Origin of the sequence: Streptomyces sp. NPDC093568, assembly GCF_044764945.1 — a bacterium.
Lineage (GTDB): Bacteria > Actinomycetota > Actinomycetes > Streptomycetales > Streptomycetaceae > Streptomyces.
In genome coordinates this window covers 16,527-35,407 of record NZ_JBIWJD010000016.1, presented here as the reverse complement: position 1 = coordinate 35,407, position 18,881 = coordinate 16,527, and the positions used below count along the sequence as shown (strand labels likewise).

The window sequence follows — 18,881 nt, the reverse complement described above, 5'->3', positions numbered from 1 at the left end:
CGGTCCCTGACGTCATCCGGCCGTTTCTCGTTCACCTAGTTGACTCGAGTCACCAGGGTTCATAGTTTTCCCGCCGCACGAGTGCTGTCCCATGCTCAACAAGCGGAGGTGGACCCGTGTTACGTCGTATGTCCGTCGCACTGATGGCCCTCGTGGCCGCCCTGGCCACGCCCGTGCCGGCGCAGGCCGCCGACCCACCCGTCGTCCGCACCGACGCCGGGTGGGTACGGGGCGAGACCACCGCCGAGGGACGGCAGTTCCTCGGCATCCCCTACGCACAGCCACCCGTCGGTGACCTTCGTTGGCGTGAGCCGCGTCCGGCGCGGCCCTGGCAGGGTGTGCGTACGGCGGCGGACTTCGGCAACAAGTGTGTTCAGGGCGCGAGTTGGGACCCGGGCTACGAGCAGCCGAGCCACACCGAGAACTGCCTCGACCTCAATGTGTACGTCCCCGAAGGCGCCGCCCGTCGCGCGGTCCTGGTCTGGTTCCACGGCGGCGGACTGACCGCCGGGGCCGGCCAGGACGTCGTCCCCGACACCTTCGCCCGGCAGACCGGCACGGTCGTCGTCACCGTCAACTACCGCCTCGGGGCGATGGGCTTCCTCGCCGCCGCCGGACTCGACGGCGAGGCCCGCGACGGCGTCTCCGGCAACTTCGGCATGCTCGACCAGCAGGCCTCGCTGCGCTGGGTTCGCGCCAACATCGGACGCTTCGGCGGCGACCCGGCCCGGGTGACCGTCGCGGGCGAGTCGGCGGGCGGCCGCTCCGTCTGCACCCAGCTGGCCTCGCCGACGGCGAAGGGCCTGTTCCGGGCCGGCATCATCCAGAGCGGGGCGTACGGCGACTGCGCCGCGCGCACCCACGAGACGGCCCTGACCCAGGGCGCCGCCTTCGCGCGCAAGCTCGGCTGCGCCGACATCGCCTGTCTGCGCGCCAAGCCGGCCGCCGAGATCCTCGCGGCGCAGAGCGGGTTCGACTGGGCACCCGTGGCGGGCGGCGCCTTCCTGCCGAGGCAGCCGAAGGAGGCCTTCGAGCGGGGAGCCGCGGCCGGCGTACCGGTCATGAACGGCGCCAACCAGGACGAGGGGCGCCTCTTCGCCTTCGGCCGCTTCGACCTCAACGGCACCCCGCTCACCGCCGACCAGTACCCGACGGTGATGCGCACGGACTTCGGCGAGGACGTGCTCGCGCGCTACCCGCTCCCGGCCTACCCGTCACCGACCATCGCGTACGCCACCGCCCAGGGCGACGAGCTCTTCGCCTGCCCGGCGCTGCGCCTCGACGGCACGCTCGCCGGACGCGGCAGGGTCTACGCGTACGAGTTCGCCGACCGCACCTCCCCGCCCTTCGCCTCCCTGCGCAACCTCGGCACCGACTTCGACTTCGGCGCCACCCACGTCAACGAGGTGCAGTACCTCTTCAAGCACTTCGGCCTGGAGACCCCGCTGAACGCCGAGCAGCGGAGGCTGGCGGGGCAGATGGTCCGGTACTGGGGCTCCTTCGTCCGCGACGGGGTGCCGCGCGCGGCGGGAGAGCCCGCGATGCCGTCCGGGCCGGGGAAGGTGCTGACACTGCGCACCACCTCCGCCGGCGGGAACCAGCAGAGCACTTCCGTGCATGGTGAGCATCGGTGCAACCTCTGGGACGCCGAGCGCGTCACACAGAGCGGGTAGGCTGCCCCGGCGCACGCTCACGGCTGGGCGTGCGCCGGGAAACACAGGGTCCAGGACTTGAGAGGAAGCGGCGTTGCACGTCCAGGAATGGCTCGAAACGGTGCCACCGCTCGCCATCTATCTGCTGGTCGGCTTGGTCATCGGCCTGGAGAGCCTGGGCATCCCGCTGCCCGGCGAGATCATCCTGGTCTCCTCGGCGCTGCTCGCCTCGCAGCACCACGAGATCGACCCCTTCGTCCTCGGCGCCTGCGCCACCGCGGGCGCGATCATCGGCGACTCCATCGGCTACGCCATCGGCCGCAAGGGAGGCCGGCCGCTGCTGGCCTGGCTGGGCGGCAAGTTCCCCAAGCACTTCAGCGAAGCCCATATCGCCACCGCCGAGCGCTCCTTCCAGAAGTGGGGCATGTGGGCGGTCTTCTTCGGCCGCTTCATCGCCCTCCTGCGCATCTTCGCCGGGCCGCTCGCGGGCGTTCTGCGGATGCCGTACTGGAAGTTCCTGATCGCCAACGTCCTCGGCGGCATCGTCTGGGCGGGCGGCACGACGGCGGTCATCTACTACGTCGGTGTGGTGGCCGAGTCCTGGCTGAAGCGCTTCTCGTGGCTGGGTCTCGTGGCCGCGGTCCTGGTCGGCCTGACGTCGATGCTGATCATCAGGCGCAAGGCGCAGAAGGCGCAGAGCGCGCACCAGGAACCGGAGCCGGTGGCCGCCGCCGACTGAGGCGCCGCTCGGGGGCGCGGGGCTCAATCGATGAGCGGCTCCGCCGCGTGGGCGCGAGCGGCCACGGTCAACCCGCACACACACCGTGCGACCTCAGCCCCCGTGCGCTTCCCGGTGCGCCTCGGCCAGCGCCGTGTACATCGTCCCGTTGAGCGTCACACCCTGACGCTCTTCCTCGGTCAGCTGCCGCCTGATCTTCGCGGGCACCCCCGCGACGAGCGACCCGGGCGGCACCTCCATCCCCTGCGGCACCAACGCCTGGGCGGCGACCAGCGACCCCGCCCCGATCACCGCGCCGTTCAGGACGGTCGCGCCCATCCCGATCAGACAGTCGTCCTCGACGGTCGCCCCGTGCACCACGGCGTTGTGCCCGACCGACACCCGCTCCCCGACGCTCACCGGAAAACCGGGGTCGGCGTGCAGTGTGCAGTTGTCCTGGATATTGGACTGGGCTCCCACGGAGATCCGCTCCACGTCACCCCGCACCACGGCGCCGTACCAAACGCTCGCCCCGGCGCCCAGCGTCACATCCCCGATCACCGACGATCCCGGCGCCACGAACGCGGACTCGTCGATCTTCGGCTCCCGCCCACCGATACCCATGACCAGCGCGCTGTGCGTCATCACTCTCTCCTCACCCGAAACGTCGTAGGCGCACGCTACGCCACCCGTTGGGGCGAAGATCACAGGCCCTGCACCTCATAAGGTCGCCCTGCGGTAAGTACGGTGAGCGCGTGCCGAAGCGCAAGAACACGTTCTCATCCTGGCGACGCCGAGTGGCGCAGCGCGCCGTCCACGCGGGCTGGGCCTGGGCGCAGCGCACGGGTTCGGTGACCGCCGAGCACCCCGGCCGCTTCCGTTTCGGCTCGATCGGCGAGGCCACCCGCCTCGCCTTCCCCCTCGGCACCGTCTTCGGCGAACCGTGGATCCACCTCGGCTCCCACTGCATCGTCGGCGAGCAGGTGACGCTGACGGCGGGCCTGATGCCGGACCTCGACCTCGGCCCGGAGCCGATCCTGCGCATAGGGAACGGCGTGGTGCTGGGCCGCGGCAGCCATGTCATCGCCGACACCACGGTCACGATCGGCAGCGACTGCTACTTCGGGCCGTACGTCTACGTCACCTCCACCAACCACTCCTACGACGACCCCCACGAGCCCATCGGCAAGCAGTGGCCGCGCATGGAGCCGGTCGAGATCGGCCCGGGGTGCTGGATCGGCACCGGGGCCGTGATCCTGCCCGGCGCCCGGATCGGGCGGAACGTCGTGGTGGCGGCCGGTGCGGTGGTCCGGGGCACGGTGCCCGACCACGCCGTGGTGGCGGGGGCGCCCGCCCGTGTCGTACGGCGCTGGACTCCCGACGACGGCTGGCAGCCGCCGCTGCGGACTCCGGCGCCCGTGCCGATACCCGACGGGGTCACCCCGCAGGAGCTCCAGGCGCTGGCCGAACTGGACGAGGAGACGGTGGCGAAGCTGGCGGAGCTGGACGAGAAGGCGGCGGAGAGGCTCGGGGCGCTGGACGAGAAGGCGGCGGAGAGGCTCGGGGCGCTGGACGAGAAGGCGGCGGAGAGGCTCGGGGCGCTGGACGAGAAGGCGGCCGGCCGGCTCGCCGGGGTGGACGCCGAGTCCTGAGTCAGCCGGCCGCGAGCAGCACCGTGCCGACCAGCGCGAGCCCAGCGCCCGCCGCCTGCACCGCCCGCAGCCGCTCCCTGAGGAAGCCGCGCGCGGCCAGCGCGGTCACCACCGGATAGAGCGAGGCCAGTACGGCGGCCACGGTGACCGGGCCGTGGTGGGCGGCGACCACGTAGGTGCCGTTCGCCGCGACGTCGGCGAGACCGACGAAGGCGAACGCGGGAAGCGAGCCCAGGGGCAGACCGCCGTCCGGGAGGGCGGGCGCGCCCCGCTTCACCGAGGCGTACAGCGCGAGGCCGCCCGCCCCCACGTTCACCACACGCTGCACGAACAGCGCCAGGAACAGGCCGGTGACCGTCGAGGACGCCTCCGCGATCAGCGCGAAGACCGTGCCGAAGCCGAAGGCGGCGACCAGCGTGAGCAGGATCGCCTGCCGCTGGACGGGTGCGCCGCGCAACTGCGGTCCGCCCACGAGCACGACACCGAACACGGCGACCGCGATCCCGGCGACCTGGACCCATCCGGGGCGCTCCCCGAGGAAGAAGCCCACGCCGACCGGGACGGTGACCCCCACGGTGCCGAGCGGGGACACCACGCCCATGGGGCCGAGCGCGAGCGCCTTGTAGAAGCAGAGCAGCGCGACCGGGCCCACCACACCGGCGGCGACAGCGAACCACAGCTGCGAACCGGCCTCGCTCCAGGCGCCCGTGGCCACCACGATCACACCGAGCACGGACGCCGCGATCGCCTGTGAGACGACGACGACCGTGAGGGCCGGGGTGCGCCGGGTCAGCAGTCCGCCGCCGAAGTCGGCCAGGCCCCACAGCAGGCTGGTGGCCAGGGCGAAGAGTGCTGTCACGGGGACCTCGCAGTACAGTTCGGTGCACGATCGGGTGCACCCCACCGTAGTGCAGTTGGGTGAACCCCGTCATCCAGAATATTGGACTCCGCAACTTGGACGGAATGTGTCGGACCTCGACCTGCTGACCCAGTCCCTGGCGCGCAACGTCAAGCACTGGCGCGCGGTGCGCGGCTTCACGCTGGACGTGCTCGCCGCCCGGGCCGGCGTCAGCCGCGGCATGCTCATCCAGATCGAGCAGGCCCGCACCAACCCCAGCCTCGGCACGGTGATCAAGATCGGTGACGCGCTCGGGGTCAGCATCACCACCCTGCTCGACTACGAGCAGGGCCCGAAGGTGCGGATCGTCCCGGCCGACCAGGTCGTGCGGCTGTGGCACACCGACGCGGGCAGCCACAGCCGGCTGCTCGCCGGGACCGAGGCGCCCGGTCCGCTGGAGATGTGGCACTGGCGGGTGATGCCGGGCGAGAGCAGCACCTCGGACCCGCACCCCGTCGGCACGGTCGAGATCGTCCATGTCACGGCCGGCGAACTCACCCTCACCGTCGACGGCACGGACTACCTCGTCCCGGCCGGTTCGAGCGCCACTTTCGAGGCCGACGCCCCGCACACCTACGGCAATCAGGGCGACGTCCCCACGGAGTGGATGCTGGCCGTCTCGGTCCCGCCCGCCCGCTGAGACGTCGCTCCGGCGGCACGGGCGGCCCTGTTAGCGTGCGCTCATGGACGCACCCATCGGAAACTTCGACAGCGCCACCCCCGCCCCCGACTGCCTCGACGCACTCATCAGCCCGGTCGCCGACGCCGTACGCCAGTGGCACGGCAGCGTCCCCGCCGACCAGATCGTCTACGTCGAGACCGACCCGCAGTGGGCCGACACCGCCGTCTTCGTCGAGCACTACGGACGGGAACTGCTGGAGCAGTCCGCGAACTGCGTGGTCGTGGCCGGAAAGCGCGGCGGCGAGACCACGCTGGCCGCGTGCGTCGTGCTCTCCACCACCCGGGTCGACGTCAACGGCGTGGTGCGCCGTCAACTCGGCGCCCGCAAGGCGTCGTTCGCCTCCATGGACACGGCGACCGGTGAGACCGGCATGGAGTACGGCGGCATCACCCCGGTCGGACTGCCCGGCGGCTGGCCGCTGCTGGTGGACTCGGCCGTCGTCGACCTGCCCTACGTCCTGGTCGGCAGCGGCCGCCGGCGCGGCAAACTGCTGGTGCCGGGCAAGGCGTTCGCCGAGCTGCCGGGCGCGGTCGTCCTGGAGGGGCTCGGCGTCGCCTGAGCTCAGGACACGGTGTGATGCGCGAGGGCGAGGTGCGGATCCGCCTCGCCCGGCACCGGCGCCGGATCGGCGTGGACCAGGGCCGCGGTGAGCCGGGGCACGGCGTGCAGCAGGGCGTGCTCGGCGTCGACGGCGATGGCGTGCGCCTGCCGTACCGTCACCTCGCCGTCCACGACCACCGCCACCTCGGCGCGCAGCCGGTGCCCGATCCAGCGCAGCCTCAGCTCGCCCACCTCGCGCACGCCCGCGACCTCCCGCAGTACGTGCTCCGCGCGGTCCACCAGGGCCGGGTCCACGGCGTCCATCACCCGCCGGAACACCTCGCGCGCCGCGTCCCGCAGGACCAGCGTGATGGCGGCCGTGATCGCCAACCCCACGATCGGGTCCGCGAGTTGCCACCCCAGCGCCGCGCCTCCCGCGCTCAACAGGACGGCCAGTGAGGTGAATCCGTCCGTACGGGCGTGCAGTCCGTCCGCGACCAGCGCGGCCGAGCCGATCTCCCGCCCGACCCTGATCCGGTAGCGGGCCACCCATTCGTTCCCGGCGAAGCCGACGAGCGCCGCCACGGCCACCGCCGGGATCTGCTCCACGGGCCGCGGATCGAGCAGGCGGTCGACCGCCGTCCACGCCGCGAAGGCCGCGGACGCGGCGATCGTCAGCACGATGACGATGCCCGCGAGGTCCTCGGCCCGCCCGTAGCCGTAGGTGAAGCGACGCGTCGCCGCGCGCCGGCCGAGGACGAACGCGATGCCGAGCGGTACGGCGGTCAGCGCGTCCACGGTGTTGTGCACCGTGTCGCCGAGCAGCGCCACCGACCCGGAGGCGACCACCACGACGGCCTGCGCGAGCGCCGTCACGCCGAGCACCGCCAGCGAGACCCACAGCGCGCGCATGCCACGGGCGGAGGACTCCAGGGCGGAGTCGAGCTTGTCGGCCGTCTCGTGGGAGTGGGGCTTGAGGAGGTGGGTCAGGCGGTGGCGGAGGCCGGCTCCGGCGCGGCTGCGGGAGTCGTCCTGGGCGTGGTCGTGAGGGTGGGGATGGGGATGGGGATCGCCATGACGGTGATCGTGGCCGTGGTGGTGCTCGTGCCCATGGCCATGACCGTGCTCGTGCCGGTCGCTCACGGTGGTCCCCTTCCGGTGCGTGGGAGTGGACGCGAGTCGCCCACGGCGCCATTATGTGCGTATGAGCGCACGCATGCACCTATCATCTGCGCACGATGCGCATCCGCGCACCCCGGGCGAGGAGCAGTTCGCGCTCGCGGCCGAACTCCTCGCCCTGCTCGGCGACCGCACCCGCCTCACCCTGCTGCACGCCCTGACGGCGTCAGAGGCCGACGTCACGACGCTCACCGAGGCATGCGGAGCGGCCCGCCCCGCCGTCAGCCAGCACCTGGCCCGGCTGCGGCTCGCGGGTCTGGTGAACACGCGCAAGGAGGGCCGCCGGGTGATCTACTCCCTGCGCGACGGCCATCTGCGCCGCCTCGTCGACGAGGCGCTGAACGTGGCGGACCACCGGCTCAGCGACCGGCCGCTGCACGACTGACCCGGCACCGGGCGCGAGGCCGCTCAGCCGGTGGTGGTGGACCTGCCCAGGTACTGCTCCGCGAACGCCCTGGCCGCCGTCTCGGAGTCGAAGATGCGGCGGAGGCGGGCGAGGGTGGTGCCCGCGCGGTAGGGGTCGCCCGACGACGCCCCGTGGTAGACCTCGGACAGCCAGTGGGAGAACTCCTGGCAGTCCCACACCCGGTTCAGGCAGGCCGTCGAGTAGCCGTCCAGGGCCGTGCCGTCGCCCTTCGTGAGGTGGGCGACGAGCCCGTCGCCGAGGAGGAAGGCGTCGTGCAGGGCGAGGTTCATGCCCTTGGCGGCGATGGGCGCGGTCAGGTGCGCGGCGTCGCCGGCCAGGAAGAGGCGGCCGAACACCATGGGTTCGACGACGTAGTTGTGCATGTCGAGGACGCGCTTCTCGATCAGCCGCCCCTCCGTCAGCGGCGGCGCGCCGTTCGCCCCGAGCCGCTGCTGCAGTTCCGTCCAGACCCGTTCGTGCGACCAGCTCTCCGGGTCGTCCCCGGGCGGGCACTCCAGGTAGTAGCGGGTCACCTCGGCGCTGCGCGGCATGTGTCCGGCGAACCCGCGCGGATGCATGCCGAACAGGACGCAGTCGGAGGACGGCGGCGCCTCGGCGAGCAGCGCCAGCCAGCCGATGCCGTAGTCGCTGCGGGCGATGTGGGCGCGGTCGGCGGGCAGCGCGGTTCGGGTGACGCCGCGCGCCCCGTCGCAGCCGGCGACGAAGTCGCAGTGCACGACCTGCCGTTCACCCGTCTCCGGGCAGGTGTACGACACCGACGGGTGGTCGGTGTCGAGGTCGTGCAGCCGCACGTCCCGCACCCCGAAGCGGATCGCCCCGCCACGGACGTCCGCGTACTCGCGCACCAGATCCGTCACCAGGAACTGCTGCGGGTACACCCAGTGATGCACACCCGTCAGCTCCGCGTACTCGAACCGGTAGCGCTCCCCGGCGAACCGGAACTCGCACTCGGTGTGCCGCTGCGCCCGAGCCAGCAGGTTGTCGGCGAGTCCGCGCCGCTGGAGCCCGCGTACGGCCCCCTCCTCCAGCACCCCGGCCCGGGGCCGCTGCTCGATGAACTCACGCGTCTCGGTCTCCAGGACCAGACAGTCGACGGACGCCGCCCGCAGGATGCTGCCGATGGTGAGCCCGGCGGGCCCGGCACCCACGACGACCACCGGAAAGCGCTGCGTGGGGCCGGAGTTGGGGTGGGGGGAGGTGGAAGTCACCCGAGCATTATGAGGGCGCGTGACGAGGGAGGGGAGTGTTCCGGGGGCGGGGGAGCGGACCCCGGAACCCGGGCTCAGCCCAGGCGGGGTATCTCGATCGCCGGGCAGCGGTCCATGACCATGTCCAGGCCCGCCGCGCGCGTGCGGTCGTACGCAGCCTCGTCGAGGACGCCCAGCTGGAACCAGACCGCCTTCGCGCCCTTGGCGACCGCCTCGTCGGCGACGTGCCCCGCGAGGTCGCTGTTCACGAAGACGTCGACCACGTCCACGTCGAAGGGGATGTCCGCGAGGGAGGCGTACCCCGGCTCGCCGTGGACCGTCTCCGCCTTCGGGTGGACCGGCACGACGCGCTTGCCGTAGCGCTGGAGCACCTCGGCCACCCCGTAGGCCGCCCGCCGCTGGTTGGAGGACAGACCGACGACGGCCCAGGTGTCGCCCAGTTCGGTCAGGATCCTGCGGACCGTGTCCTCGTCGCCGTACACCACTGGCCTCCTCGCGCCGCCCGCGACAGCCGTCCGACCGTCGTCATCACCCACAACGGCCGACGGATCACCAGGATTCCCCACCGCGCGAACTCCTGTCCGGGCGGGCCGGTGCGCAGTACCGTTCGTGCAGTCCGCACGGCAGGGGATGGCGATGCCCGGCTACGACACCGATGACCAGGGAACTCCCGACGGACCCGACGCCCGCCACGCCGCCCGGAAAGCGGGCCGGATGGCTGCGGAGGACCGCGCCTGCACCTACGCTCGCTCCGTGCTGCGCATCATCGACGACCGAACCGGCCAGCCCGTGGACGCCGCGCCCGCCCGAAGGGGCCTGACCCGCGTCGAGGCGCACACGGAGGGCTTCGACGTCACCGCCCTGCGCGTGCTGCTGGCCGCCGACCTCCTCGTCCGCGCCCTCGAACTCGGCGGTACGCCGGTCTGGGCCCTGCTCGACGAGGAACGGCAACAGGCGGAGCTGCGGGCGGGGGCGGCCGCGCTCGGCATCCGTCCCTTCGAGGACGGCCGGGACGCCACCGCCGGCCTGGGCGAGGCACAGGTCATCCACGTCGTGCGGGCGGGCGGCGACGCGGCACCCGACGGCGTACGCCTCGCCGTCGCACCGGTGCACTCGCAGGCACCCCCCGAGGACGCCGACCCCGCCGCGCTGCGTCTCGCCCTGCTCTCCCCGCGCAGAAGTACGCCCATGGAGCTCGACGCGGCCGCTCTCGCCGACGCCCACGACACGCTCGTACGCTGGCGGCATGCCGTCGCCGCCTGGGCCCGCCGGCCCTCGCGGCCCATCCCCGACGAGGTCCGGGCAGAGCTGCGCACCGCCTGGGAGGACGATCTCGACGTGCCCGGAGTGCTCGGCGTGCTGCGCTGGGTGGAGAGCGAGCCCGACCTGCCGGACGGCGCGCGCTTCGAGACCTACGCCTACGCCGACCGCCTCCTCGGCCTCGACCTCACCCACGACCTGGGAGGCCTGTCGTGACCGAACACTTCGGCGCGGGCCCGCTGCGCCGGCTGATCGTCCTGCGGCACGCGAAGTCCGCCTGGCCGGACGGTGTCGCCGACCACGAACGGCCGCTCGCCCCGCGCGGCCGACGGGACGCCCCCGTCGCGGGCCGGATGATCGCCGAAGCCGACTGCCTGCCGGACCTCGCGGTGTGCTCCACGGCCGTACGCACCCGGCAGACCTGGGAACTCGCCTCCGCCCAGTGGGGCACCCCGCCACCGGTACGCCACGACCCGCGCGTGTACGCGGCGGACGTCACCGACCTGCTGGAGGTCGTGCACGAGGCGTCCCCCGAGGTCGGGACACTGCTCCTGGTCGGGCACAACCCCGGCCTGGAGGAACTCGTCCTAGAACTCGCCGGCGACGGCCTCGACGACACCCTGGACGAGGTCCGCACGAAGTTCCCCACGTCCGCCATCGCCGTACTGGCCTGGCACGGCCCCACCTGGCAGTCCCTCAAGCCCGGCACGGCGCTGCTGACGGGCGTGATGGTGGCGCGGGGCAAGAAGGGCTGAGCGGCGGGCACGCGCGTGTGCCCGCACCGCTCCTCCCGCGCGGGCGGCCGTGGGCGCTGCGCATAGGCTGGCCCGATGCAGGACGAGTACCGCACAGTCGCCCACGCGGGCGTGCACGAGACCGAGGTCAACCGCTCACGCTTCATCTGTGCGCTCGCCCCGGCGGCCACCGAACAGGAGGCCCAGGACTTCCTCGCCGCCGTCCGCAAGGAGCACGCGGACGCCACCCACAACTGCTGGGCCTACGTGATCGGCGCCGACGCCTCGATCCAGAAGGCCAGTGACGACGGCGAGCCGGGCGGCACAGCAGGCGTGCCCATGCTGCAGATGCTGCTGCGCCGCGACATGCGCTACGTCGTCGCGGTCGTCACCCGCTACTACGGCGGCGTCAAGCTCGGCGCCGGCGGCCTCATCCGGGCGTACGGCGGAGCCGTGGGCGAGGCGCTCGACGCGGTCGGCACCCTCACCAGGCGCCGCTTCCGGCTGGCCACGGTGACCGTCGACCACCAGCGCGCGGGCAAGGTGGAGAACGACCTGCGGTCGACCGGACGCGAGGTGCGCGACGTGCGGTACGCCGAGGCGGTCAGCATCGAGATCGGGCTGCCGGACGCCGATGTGGACGCGTTCCGGGCCTGGCTCGCGGACGTCACGGCGGGGACCGCCGGGTTCGAGCTCGGCGGGGAGGCGTACGGAGACGCGTAGTCCGGTCCCTTCTCCTCGGCTGCCCAGGTGCCGCCCCGCCCCCGAACGGGTACTCGCGCAGTCGGCCCGCGATCGTGAAGGGACACACCATGAGCAACCGAACGGGGTCCGACACCCGGCACGTCCTGTCCGCCCAGGGCGGCGGTGCGGCCTACCTGGGCATCTACCTCAACGACCATCTGGCCGGCGCCACCGCCGGGACCGACCGGGCTCGCCACCTCGCACGGTCGGACGGCAACACCACGATCGTCGAGGTGCTGGGGCCGATCGCCGACGAGATCGCCGAGGACCGGGCGAGCCTGATCCGCATCATGCGACGACTCGGTGTCCCGGTACGGCACTACAAGGTCTACGCAGGCCGGGCGGCGGAGCGGGTGGGGCGGCTCAAGAGCAACGGCCACCTCGTGCGCCGTTCCCCGCTGAGCACGCTGTGGGAGCTGGAGGCGCTGCGGCTGGGCGTCGAGGGCAAGGCCGCCGCATGGGAGACGCTGCGCCTGCTCGCCGACACCGACGAACGCCTCGACCGGCGCATGCTCGACGACCTCCTCGCCCGGGCCCGACGCCAGCAGAGCACGCTGGAGGAACTGCGCCGCAAGCAGGCCGAGACAGCTTTCCAGGACGCCTGACGCGGGCAGGCGCGCAGGGGCCGGAATTCATCCCCGCGGGTGTGGCACCCGGCCGGTATGCAGGGGATGAGTGAAGCGGTGCCGGCCGTCCGGCGGCTCGTCAGTGCCATGGGAAAGTCCGTCCGGCTGGCCTGGGAGCGGCCGGGCCGTGAGCGGGATCTGGCGGTCCAGGCCGCCAAGGCGGCGCTGGCCGCATGCGTGGCCTGGGCGGTCGCGGGCTGGTGGCTGAAGATGCCGATGGCGTTCGTCGCGCCGTGGGTGGCGATCGTGCTGGTGGAGTCCACGGTGTACCGGTCGATCGCGCACGGGCTCCAGCAGCTGGCGGCCATCGCCACCGGGACGGTGGTGGCCACGGGGGTCGCCCTCATGCTGGATTCCCCGATGGCGGCGATGGGGCTGGTGCTGCCGGCGGTGGTGCTGCTGGGCAACTGGCGGCGCCTGGGCAGCCAGGGCATCTACGCGGCCACCGGCGCCCTGTTCGTGCTGACCGGGCCGGTCACCCTCGCCGGGTCGGCGGCCCGGATCGCGGAGGCCGTCTTCGGCGCGCTCGTGGGTATCGCCGTCAATGCCCTGATCCGGCCACCGGTCTATCTGCGCGGCACCCGCGTCGCCCTCGAGGGCGCGGCCCGCGAGGCGCAGGAGATCCTGGACGCGGTGGCCGACCGGCTGACCGCCGATGAATGGGACGCCCGGGCCGCGGCGGAGCTGCACGAGCGGGCGCTACGGCTGTTCCGGCTGGTGGAGCAGGCCCGCTCCGCGGCCGGCTGGAGCCGGGAGAGCCTGCGCGTCAACCCGCTGCACCGCCGCCGGGCTCCTTCACCTCCCGGTCAGGACTACGACGACGCGGTCACCGTTCTCGACTACGTCGCCGTCCACACCACAGGCGTCACCCGCGCGGTGCTGGAGGCCAGCGACGGCGACCGGCCGGAACCGCGACCGGGCCCGGCGGTCACCGAGCCGTACGCGGACTTCCTGCGCGACAGCGCCCGCGCGATCCGGCTCTACCCCCGGTGCCGGTTCTCCCCGGGCGGCCACGACCGGGACGCGGATCACGAGCTGCGCGAGGTCGTCGACGACATGGTCCACACCCTGGACGCGCTGCGGGGCCGGCTGCACGGCGGCGTGCTGGACGACCCCGACGCGCTGGCGACCCACGGCACACTGCTCACGCAGGCACGGCGTCTGGCCGACCAGCTGGTGACGCGCTGACGCGTGAGCAACGTGAAGTGCGGGACGTAGCAGGCATGTGGCTCATATCGGGGCAAGTCGGCATCGTGAACCGGCGGGTGCAGGAACGTTCATGACGGGGCGATACGGGAGTAACCGCCCGTGCTGTCAGACCCGGCCGTTAGTCTCGGGGATCATGAGACTGCTGCACACTTCCGACTGGCATCTCGGCCGGGCGTTCCACCGGGTCAACATGCTCGGTGCCCAGGCCGAGTTCATCGGCCACCTCGTCACGACCGTGCGTGAGCGCGGCGTGGACGCGGTGGTCGTGTCGGGAGACGTGTACGACCGGGCGGTGCCGCCGCTCGCCGCGGTCGAGCTGTTCGACGACGCCCTGCACCGGCTCGCCGACCTCGGTGTGCCGACGGTGATGATCTCCGGCAACCACGACTCGGCGCGCCGGCTCGGCGTGGGCGCGGGGCTCATCGGCCGCGCCGGCATCCATCTGCGGACCGACCCGGCGGCCTGCGGCACGCCGGTCGTGCTCCGGGACGACTTCGGCGACGTGGCCTTCTACGGACTGCCCTATCTCGAACCGGCCCTGGTGAAGGACGAGTTCGGCGTGGACAAGCCCGGACACGAGGCCGTGCTCGCCGCCGCCATGGACCGGGTGCGCGCCGACCTCGCCGCACGCGCGCCCGGCACCCGGTCGGTCGTCCTCGCGCACGCCTTCGTCACCGGGGGCGAGGCCAGCGACAGCGAGCGGGACATCACCGTCGGCGGGGTGGCCGCCGTGCCCGCCGGGGTGTTCGACGGCGTCGACTACGCCGCTCTGGGGCACCTTCACGGCTGCCAGACGATCGGCGAGCGCGTCCGCTACTCGGGCTCGCCGCTGCCGTACTCCTTCTCCGAGGCCGACCACCGCAAGAGCATGTGGCTCGTCGACCTGGACGCCGACGGGGCGGTCACGGCCGAGCGCGTCGACTGCCCGGTGCCGCGTGCGCTGGCCCGGATCCGGGGAACGCTGGAGGATCTGCTCGCGGACCCCGGGCTCGACCGCCACGAGGAGGCGTGGATCGAGGCGACCCTCACGGACGCGGTGCGCCCGGCGGACCCCATGGTCCGTCTCGCCGAGCGCTTCCCGCACACCCTCAGCCTCGTCTTCGACCCGGAGCGGGCACCGGACGACCCGGCGGTGTCCTACGCCCGGCGGCTCGCGGGACGCAGCGACCAGGAGATCGCGGAGGACTTCGTCGCGCATGTGCGCGGGGCCGGGCCCGACGCGCGTGAACAGGGCGTGCTGCGGGAAGCGTTCGACGCCGTTCGTGCGGACGAGACGGTGCGGGAGGTGGCGCGGTGAGGCTGCATCGCCTCGACCTGACGGCGTTCGGGCCGTTCGGCGGCTCCCAGAGCGTCGACTTCGACGCACTGTCGCTGGCCGGCCTCTTCCTGCTGCACGGACCGACCGGCGCGGGCAAGACCTCCGTCCTGGACGCCGTGTGCTACGCCCTCTACGGCTCCGTGCCCGGCGCGAGGCAGAGCGGCCAGGGCATGAGCCTGCGCAGCGACCACGCCGAACCCGGCACCCGCACCGAGGTGGTGCTCGAACTGACCGTCGCCGGTCGCCGGTTGGAGGTCACCCGGCAGCCGCCCTGGGAGCGACCGAAGAAGCGCGGCTCGGGTACGACGCTGGACAAGGCGCAGAGCCGGCTGCGCGAGTACGACGCCCGGAGCGGGACCTGGAAGGACCTCAGCCGCTCGCACCAGGAGATCGGCGAGGAGATCACCCAGCTGCTCGGCATGAGCCGCGAGCAGTTCTGCCAGGTCGTCCTGTTGCCCCAGGGGGACTTCGCCCGCTTCCTGCGCGCCGACGCCGAGGCGCGCGGCAAGCTGCTCGGCCGCCTCTTCGACACGCATCGCTTCGCCGAGGTCGAGAAGCGGCTCGCCGAGCGCCGGCGGGCCGCCGAGGCCCAGGTGCGCGACGGGGACGCGGCGCTGCTGGCCGACGCGCACCGCATGCAGCAGGCGGCGGGCGACGCCATGCCGTTGCCCGACCTCGCGCCGGGCGAGCCCGGCGTGGCCGAGGCCGTCCTGGGGGCAGCGGCCGTCGCCCGCAGCACCGTGCGCGAGCAGCTGACCATCGCCCACTGCCGCCTCCTGGCCGCCGAGTCCGCCCAGGCCGCCGCCGACCGCACGCTGGATGACGTACGCGAAGTGGCCCGGCTGCAACGGAGGTTCGCCGAGGCGCGGGAGCGGGCCCGGCTGCTGGAGGAGCGGGCCGACGCCCACCGTGCGGCGCAGGCGCGGATGGAGCGGGCTCGCAAGGCGGAGGCGGTGGCGCCCGCGCTGGAGCTGCGGGACGCGGCCGACGCGGAGCACGAGCAGGCGGCCACGGCACAGGCACGCGCGCGTGCGCTGCTGCGCGGCGCCTTCGACGAGGGGTGGGAGGAGTCTCGGCCCGACGGCGCTCTTCACGACGCCGGTGCCGCCGGGCTCGCAGCCGCCGCACGGCGCGTCGCCGAGGAGCTGGGCGGGCTGGAGTCGGCCCGCCGCGGCGAGCGTCGACTGGCCGAACTCCTGGCGGAGCGTGCCCAGTTGGACCGTCAGGAGCGGGCCGACGAGGACATCCGGCTGGACGGGGAGACCTGGCTCGCCGGGTGGGAGGAGACCCGGGCCGGGCTCCAGGCGCGGATCGAGTCGGCGCAGGAGGCCGCGAACCGTGCCGACCAGCTGGCTGTACAGCGCGACCCGGCCCGGCAGCGGCTCGCGGCCGCGCGGATGCGCGACGAGCTGGCAGGCGACACCGACACGGCCGCACGCCGGGCGACCGAGGCCCAGGAGCAGGCGCTGACGGCCAAGGCGCACTGGCTCGAGGTCAAGGAACAGCGCCTGAACGGCATCGCCGCCGAACTCGCCGCGCAGCTCCAGCCCGGCGAGCCCTGCGCGGTCTGCGGCGCCGTCGACCACCCCGCGCCCGCCCGCAAGGACGTCGGACACGTCGACCGGGAAGCCGAGGAGCGGGCACTGGCCGCCTACCAGCAGGCGGAGGAGCGGCAGGCGGACGCCGAACGGCGCCTCGGCGTCGTACGCGAAGCCCTGGCCGCGGCCACCGCCGAGGCCGGCGACATGCCGACAAGTCGACTCGCCGAGGCCGCGGACGAGTTGGAGCAGCTGTACGCGCGGGCCCGCAGGGACGCCTCCGCGCTGCACTCCGCCCACGAGGAGCTGCGGCGGGCCGAGGCGGAGCACGAGCAGCGCACCGCCGCCCACCGGCAGGCCGAGGTCCGGGCCGCCGCCCGGGTCGGCCACCGCGAGCGGCTGGACCGCGAGAAGGACGCCCTCGAAGCCGAGTTGGCCCAGGCCCGCGGCACCGCTGACAGCGTCGCCGCGCGCGCCGCACAACTGGAGCGCCAGGTCGCCCTGCTCACCGAGGCCGCCGACACCGCGCGCGCCGCCGAGGACACCGCCCAGCGGCTCAAGGACGCCGACGCCCGCCTCGCCGACGCCGCCTTCCGCGCCGGCTTCGACACCCCGCAGGCCGCGTCCGCCGCGCTCCTCGACGACACCGCGCACCGAGACCTGCAACGGCAACTGGACGCCTGGCAGTCCGAGGAGGCCGCCGTGCGGGCGGTCCTCGCCGAAGCCGACACCGCGGCCGCCGCCCAGCAGCCGCCCGCCGACCTCGACGCCGCGGAGCGCGCCGCATCCGCCACGGGCCGGCGCACCCGCGACGCCGCCTCCGCCCGCGACGCCGCCGCCCGCCGCTGCACCGAACTCGACGGTTTGTCCGCCCGCGCGGCTTCAGCCGTACGCCAACTCGGCCCACTGCGGACGGAGTACGACCGCGTGGCCCGGCTCGCGGCCCTCACCGCGGGCACCTCGGCGGACAACGAACGCAAGATGCGCCTGGAGTCGTACGTGCTGGCGGCCCGCCTGGAGCAGGTCGCCGCCGCCGCGACCGTACGGCTGCAACGGATGTCGTCCGGCCGCTACACCCTCGTCCACTCCGACGACCGCTCAGGCCGGGGCCGCAGCGGACTCGGGCTGCATGTCGTCGACGCCTGGACCGGCCGCGAGCGGGACACCTCCACCCTCTCGGGCGGCGAGACCTTCTTCGCCTCCCTCGCCCTCGCGCTCGGCCTCGCCGACGTCGTCACCGACGAGGCCGGCGGCGTCCGCCTCGACACCCTCTTCATCGACGAGGGTTTCGGCAGCCTCGACGACCAGACCCTGGACGAGGTGCTCGACGTGCTCGACTCACTGCGGGAGCGGGACCGCAGCGTCGGGATCGTCAGCCATGTCGCCGATCTGCGACGCCGGATCCACGCCCAGCTGGAGGTCGTGAAGGGGAGATCGGGGTCGGTGCTGCGGCAGCGGGGTCACTGACCCAGGGGGCGTCGCGGCAGCGGTGACGAATAGACCACGCTCGTCGTCACCGAGCCCAGCGTGCCGATCTTGCCGGAGACCTCCTCCAGGTGCCGCATCGAGCGGGCCGTGACCTTGATGACGAAGCAGTCGTCGCCGGTGACATGGTGGGCCTCCAGAATCTCGGGCGTGACGGCGACCAGGTCGTGGAAGGGCTTGTAATTGCCGTTGGGGTAGCGAAGGCGCACGAAGGCCAGGATCGGCAGGCCGAGCCGCTCCGGGTCGACCACGGCGGCGTACCCCTGGATCACGCCCGCCTCCTCCAGCCGCCGCACCCGCTCCGTGACCGCGCTCGCGGACATGGACACGGCACGGGCCAGCTCCGCGAAGCTGGCGCGGCCCTCGCGCTGGAGGACGTCGAGGATGCGCCAGTCGGTGGCGTCCGGGGAAAACGTGGTCATGGCCGATGGATAGCAGGGGAATCACCGGCGGTTCAAGAGGAGTGCCGGGGAATCTCCGTTCAGGGTGGCGATCACCGGCCATAAATTGATGGGCATGACGACCACGACCGCCACCGCCGCCAACCCCGTCCTGCGCGTCGCGCCCGCCGCGCCCGCCGAGGCCGCCGCCCACTTCCGGGCGAGCCTCGCCTTCCACGCCGACGTGTCCGACGTCGCCGCCGCGCTCGCGGCCGGCGGCGATCCCGGATTCGTCGTCCTGGACTCGCGGTCCACCGAGTCCTGGGACCAGGGCCACATCCCGGGCGCGATCCACCTGCCCACCGCCCTCATCCCGGAGCAGGCCGAACAGCTCCTCGACAGGTCCGTGCCCGTGGTGACGTACTGCTGGGGTCCCGGCTGCAACGGCGCGACCCGCGCCGCCCTGGCCCTCGCCGAACTCGGCTACCGGGTCAAGGAGATGCTCGGCGGCTTCGAGTACTGGGCCCGTGAGGGATTCGAGTTCGACACCTGGCAGGGCCGCGAGCGGCGCACGCCGGACCCTCTGACGGCGCCGGTCGATGCCGGGAACTGCGGCTGCTGATCTGCCGGT

The 18,881-nt window shown here is 73.2% G+C and carries 20 protein-coding genes; 14 read left to right on the top strand and 6 right to left on the bottom strand.

Features of this window, described 5'->3' with window-relative positions; all coding sequences use genetic code 11:
- Positions 1-128 precede the first annotated feature (128 nt).
- Positions 129-1,673 carry a carboxylesterase/lipase family protein gene (locus tag ACIRD7_RS38580; protein WP_403460653.1) on the top strand — a complete coding sequence of 515 codons (1,545 nt, stop codon included), beginning with the start codon at positions 129-131 and terminating at the stop codon, positions 1,671-1,673.
- Positions 1,674-1,746: 73 nt separating this feature from the next.
- The gene (locus tag ACIRD7_RS38575; RefSeq protein WP_403460652.1) at positions 1,747-2,391 is read left to right on the top strand and encodes a DedA family protein; all 645 of its coding nucleotides are present in this window, start codon (positions 1,747-1,749) and stop codon (positions 2,389-2,391) included.
- 93 nt (positions 2,392-2,484) lie between these two features.
- Here the strand turns inward: ACIRD7_RS38575 and ACIRD7_RS38570 are convergent, their stop codons facing one another.
- Positions 2,485-3,015, bottom strand: coding sequence for a gamma carbonic anhydrase family protein (locus ACIRD7_RS38570; protein WP_403460651.1), 531 nt, complete (start codon positions 3,013-3,015; stop codon positions 2,485-2,487).
- A 110-nt stretch (positions 3,016-3,125) separates the two neighbouring features.
- On the opposite strand from ACIRD7_RS38570, the gene ACIRD7_RS38565 reads away from it, so the two are divergent.
- On the top strand, positions 3,126-4,022 hold the full coding sequence (locus ACIRD7_RS38565) for a DapH/DapD/GlmU-related protein (protein WP_403460650.1): 897 nt from the start codon (positions 3,126-3,128) through the stop codon (positions 4,020-4,022).
- A 1-nt stretch (position 4,023) separates the two neighbouring features.
- Here ACIRD7_RS38565 and ACIRD7_RS38560 read toward each other — a convergent pair whose 3' ends face one another.
- A complete protein-coding gene (locus tag ACIRD7_RS38560; protein ID WP_403460649.1) occupies positions 4,024-4,881 on the bottom strand; it encodes an EamA family transporter in 858 nt (285 codons plus the stop codon).
- A gap of 106 nt (positions 4,882-4,987) precedes the next feature.
- Here ACIRD7_RS38560 and ACIRD7_RS38555 point away from each other — a divergent pair, with 106 nt between their 5' ends.
- Together ACIRD7_RS38555 and ACIRD7_RS38550 are read left to right on the top strand one after the other, a co-directional pair.
- The gene (locus ACIRD7_RS38555) at positions 4,988-5,560 is read left to right on the top strand and encodes a helix-turn-helix domain-containing protein (RefSeq protein ID WP_403460648.1); all 573 of its coding nucleotides are present in this window, start codon (positions 4,988-4,990) and stop codon (positions 5,558-5,560) included.
- A gap of 43 nt (positions 5,561-5,603) precedes the next feature.
- Positions 5,604-6,161, top strand: coding sequence for a YbaK/EbsC family protein (locus tag ACIRD7_RS38550; protein WP_403460647.1), 558 nt, complete (start codon positions 5,604-5,606; stop codon positions 6,159-6,161).
- A 2-nt stretch (positions 6,162-6,163) separates the two neighbouring features.
- On the opposite strand, the gene ACIRD7_RS38545 is transcribed toward ACIRD7_RS38550, so the two are convergent.
- Positions 6,164-7,285 carry a cation diffusion facilitator family transporter gene (locus ACIRD7_RS38545; protein ID WP_403460646.1) on the bottom strand — a complete coding sequence of 374 codons (1,122 nt, stop codon included), beginning with the start codon at positions 7,283-7,285 and terminating at the stop codon, positions 6,164-6,166.
- Positions 7,286-7,346: 61 nt separating this feature from the next.
- On the opposite strand from ACIRD7_RS38545, the gene ACIRD7_RS38540 reads away from it, so the two are divergent.
- Positions 7,347-7,706, top strand: coding sequence for an ArsR/SmtB family transcription factor (locus tag ACIRD7_RS38540; RefSeq protein WP_403460645.1), 360 nt, complete (start codon positions 7,347-7,349; stop codon positions 7,704-7,706).
- A gap of 23 nt (positions 7,707-7,729) precedes the next feature.
- Here ACIRD7_RS38540 and ACIRD7_RS38535 read toward each other — a convergent pair whose 3' ends face one another.
- Together ACIRD7_RS38535 and ACIRD7_RS38530 are read right to left on the bottom strand one after the other, a co-directional pair.
- Entirely contained in the window at positions 7,730-8,956 is a 1,227-nt protein-coding gene (locus ACIRD7_RS38535; protein WP_403460644.1) for a 4-hydroxybenzoate 3-monooxygenase, read from the bottom strand.
- 74 nt (positions 8,957-9,030) lie between these two features.
- Complete coding sequence (locus ACIRD7_RS38530; protein ID WP_403460643.1) at positions 9,031-9,438, bottom strand: CoA-binding protein; 408 nt, start codon at positions 9,436-9,438, stop codon at positions 9,031-9,033.
- A 232-nt stretch (positions 9,439-9,670) separates the two neighbouring features.
- On the opposite strand from ACIRD7_RS38530, the gene ACIRD7_RS38525 reads away from it, so the two are divergent.
- From ACIRD7_RS38525 to ACIRD7_RS38495, 7 genes are all read left to right on the top strand, one after another.
- Positions 9,671-10,432, top strand: coding sequence for a hypothetical protein (locus ACIRD7_RS38525; protein WP_403460733.1), 762 nt, complete (start codon positions 9,671-9,673; stop codon positions 10,430-10,432).
- The gene (locus tag ACIRD7_RS38520; RefSeq protein WP_403460642.1) at positions 10,429-10,971 is read left to right on the top strand and encodes a SixA phosphatase family protein; all 543 of its coding nucleotides are present in this window, start codon (positions 10,429-10,431) and stop codon (positions 10,969-10,971) included. Before ACIRD7_RS38525 ends, ACIRD7_RS38520 begins: the two co-directional genes overlap by 4 nt.
- Positions 10,972-11,046: 75 nt before the next feature.
- Complete coding sequence (locus tag ACIRD7_RS38515; protein ID WP_403460641.1) at positions 11,047-11,673, top strand: YigZ family protein; 627 nt, start codon at positions 11,047-11,049, stop codon at positions 11,671-11,673.
- A gap of 89 nt (positions 11,674-11,762) precedes the next feature.
- Positions 11,763-12,299, top strand: coding sequence for a hypothetical protein (locus ACIRD7_RS38510; protein ID WP_403460640.1), 537 nt, complete (start codon positions 11,763-11,765; stop codon positions 12,297-12,299).
- Positions 12,300-12,356: 57 nt separating this feature from the next.
- Positions 12,357-13,508: an aromatic acid exporter family protein gene (locus ACIRD7_RS38505; RefSeq protein ID WP_403460639.1), complete on the top strand. Its 1,152-nt coding sequence runs from the start codon at positions 12,357-12,359 to the stop codon at positions 13,506-13,508.
- Positions 13,509-13,662: 154 nt separating this feature from the next.
- On the top strand, positions 13,663-14,826 hold the full coding sequence (locus ACIRD7_RS38500; protein WP_403460638.1) for an exonuclease SbcCD subunit D: 1,164 nt from the start codon (positions 13,663-13,665) through the stop codon (positions 14,824-14,826).
- Positions 14,823-17,852: an AAA family ATPase gene (locus tag ACIRD7_RS38495; RefSeq protein WP_403460637.1), complete on the top strand. Its 3,030-nt coding sequence runs from the start codon at positions 14,823-14,825 to the stop codon at positions 17,850-17,852. The genes ACIRD7_RS38500 and ACIRD7_RS38495 overlap by 4 nt, the downstream gene beginning before the upstream one ends.
- Here ACIRD7_RS38495 and ACIRD7_RS38490 read toward each other — a convergent pair.
- Positions 17,846-18,292 (bottom strand): Lrp/AsnC family transcriptional regulator, encoded by a 447-nt coding sequence (locus ACIRD7_RS38490; protein ID WP_403460636.1) that lies wholly within the window; start codon positions 18,290-18,292, stop codon positions 17,846-17,848. The genes ACIRD7_RS38495 and ACIRD7_RS38490 overlap by 7 nt on opposite strands.
- 94 nt (positions 18,293-18,386) lie before the next feature.
- Between ACIRD7_RS38490 and ACIRD7_RS38485 the strand changes: the two genes are divergently transcribed.
- Positions 18,387-18,872: a rhodanese-like domain-containing protein gene (locus ACIRD7_RS38485; protein ID WP_403460635.1), complete on the top strand. Its 486-nt coding sequence runs from the start codon at positions 18,387-18,389 to the stop codon at positions 18,870-18,872.
- The last annotated feature ends 9 nt before the right edge of the window (positions 18,873-18,881 follow it).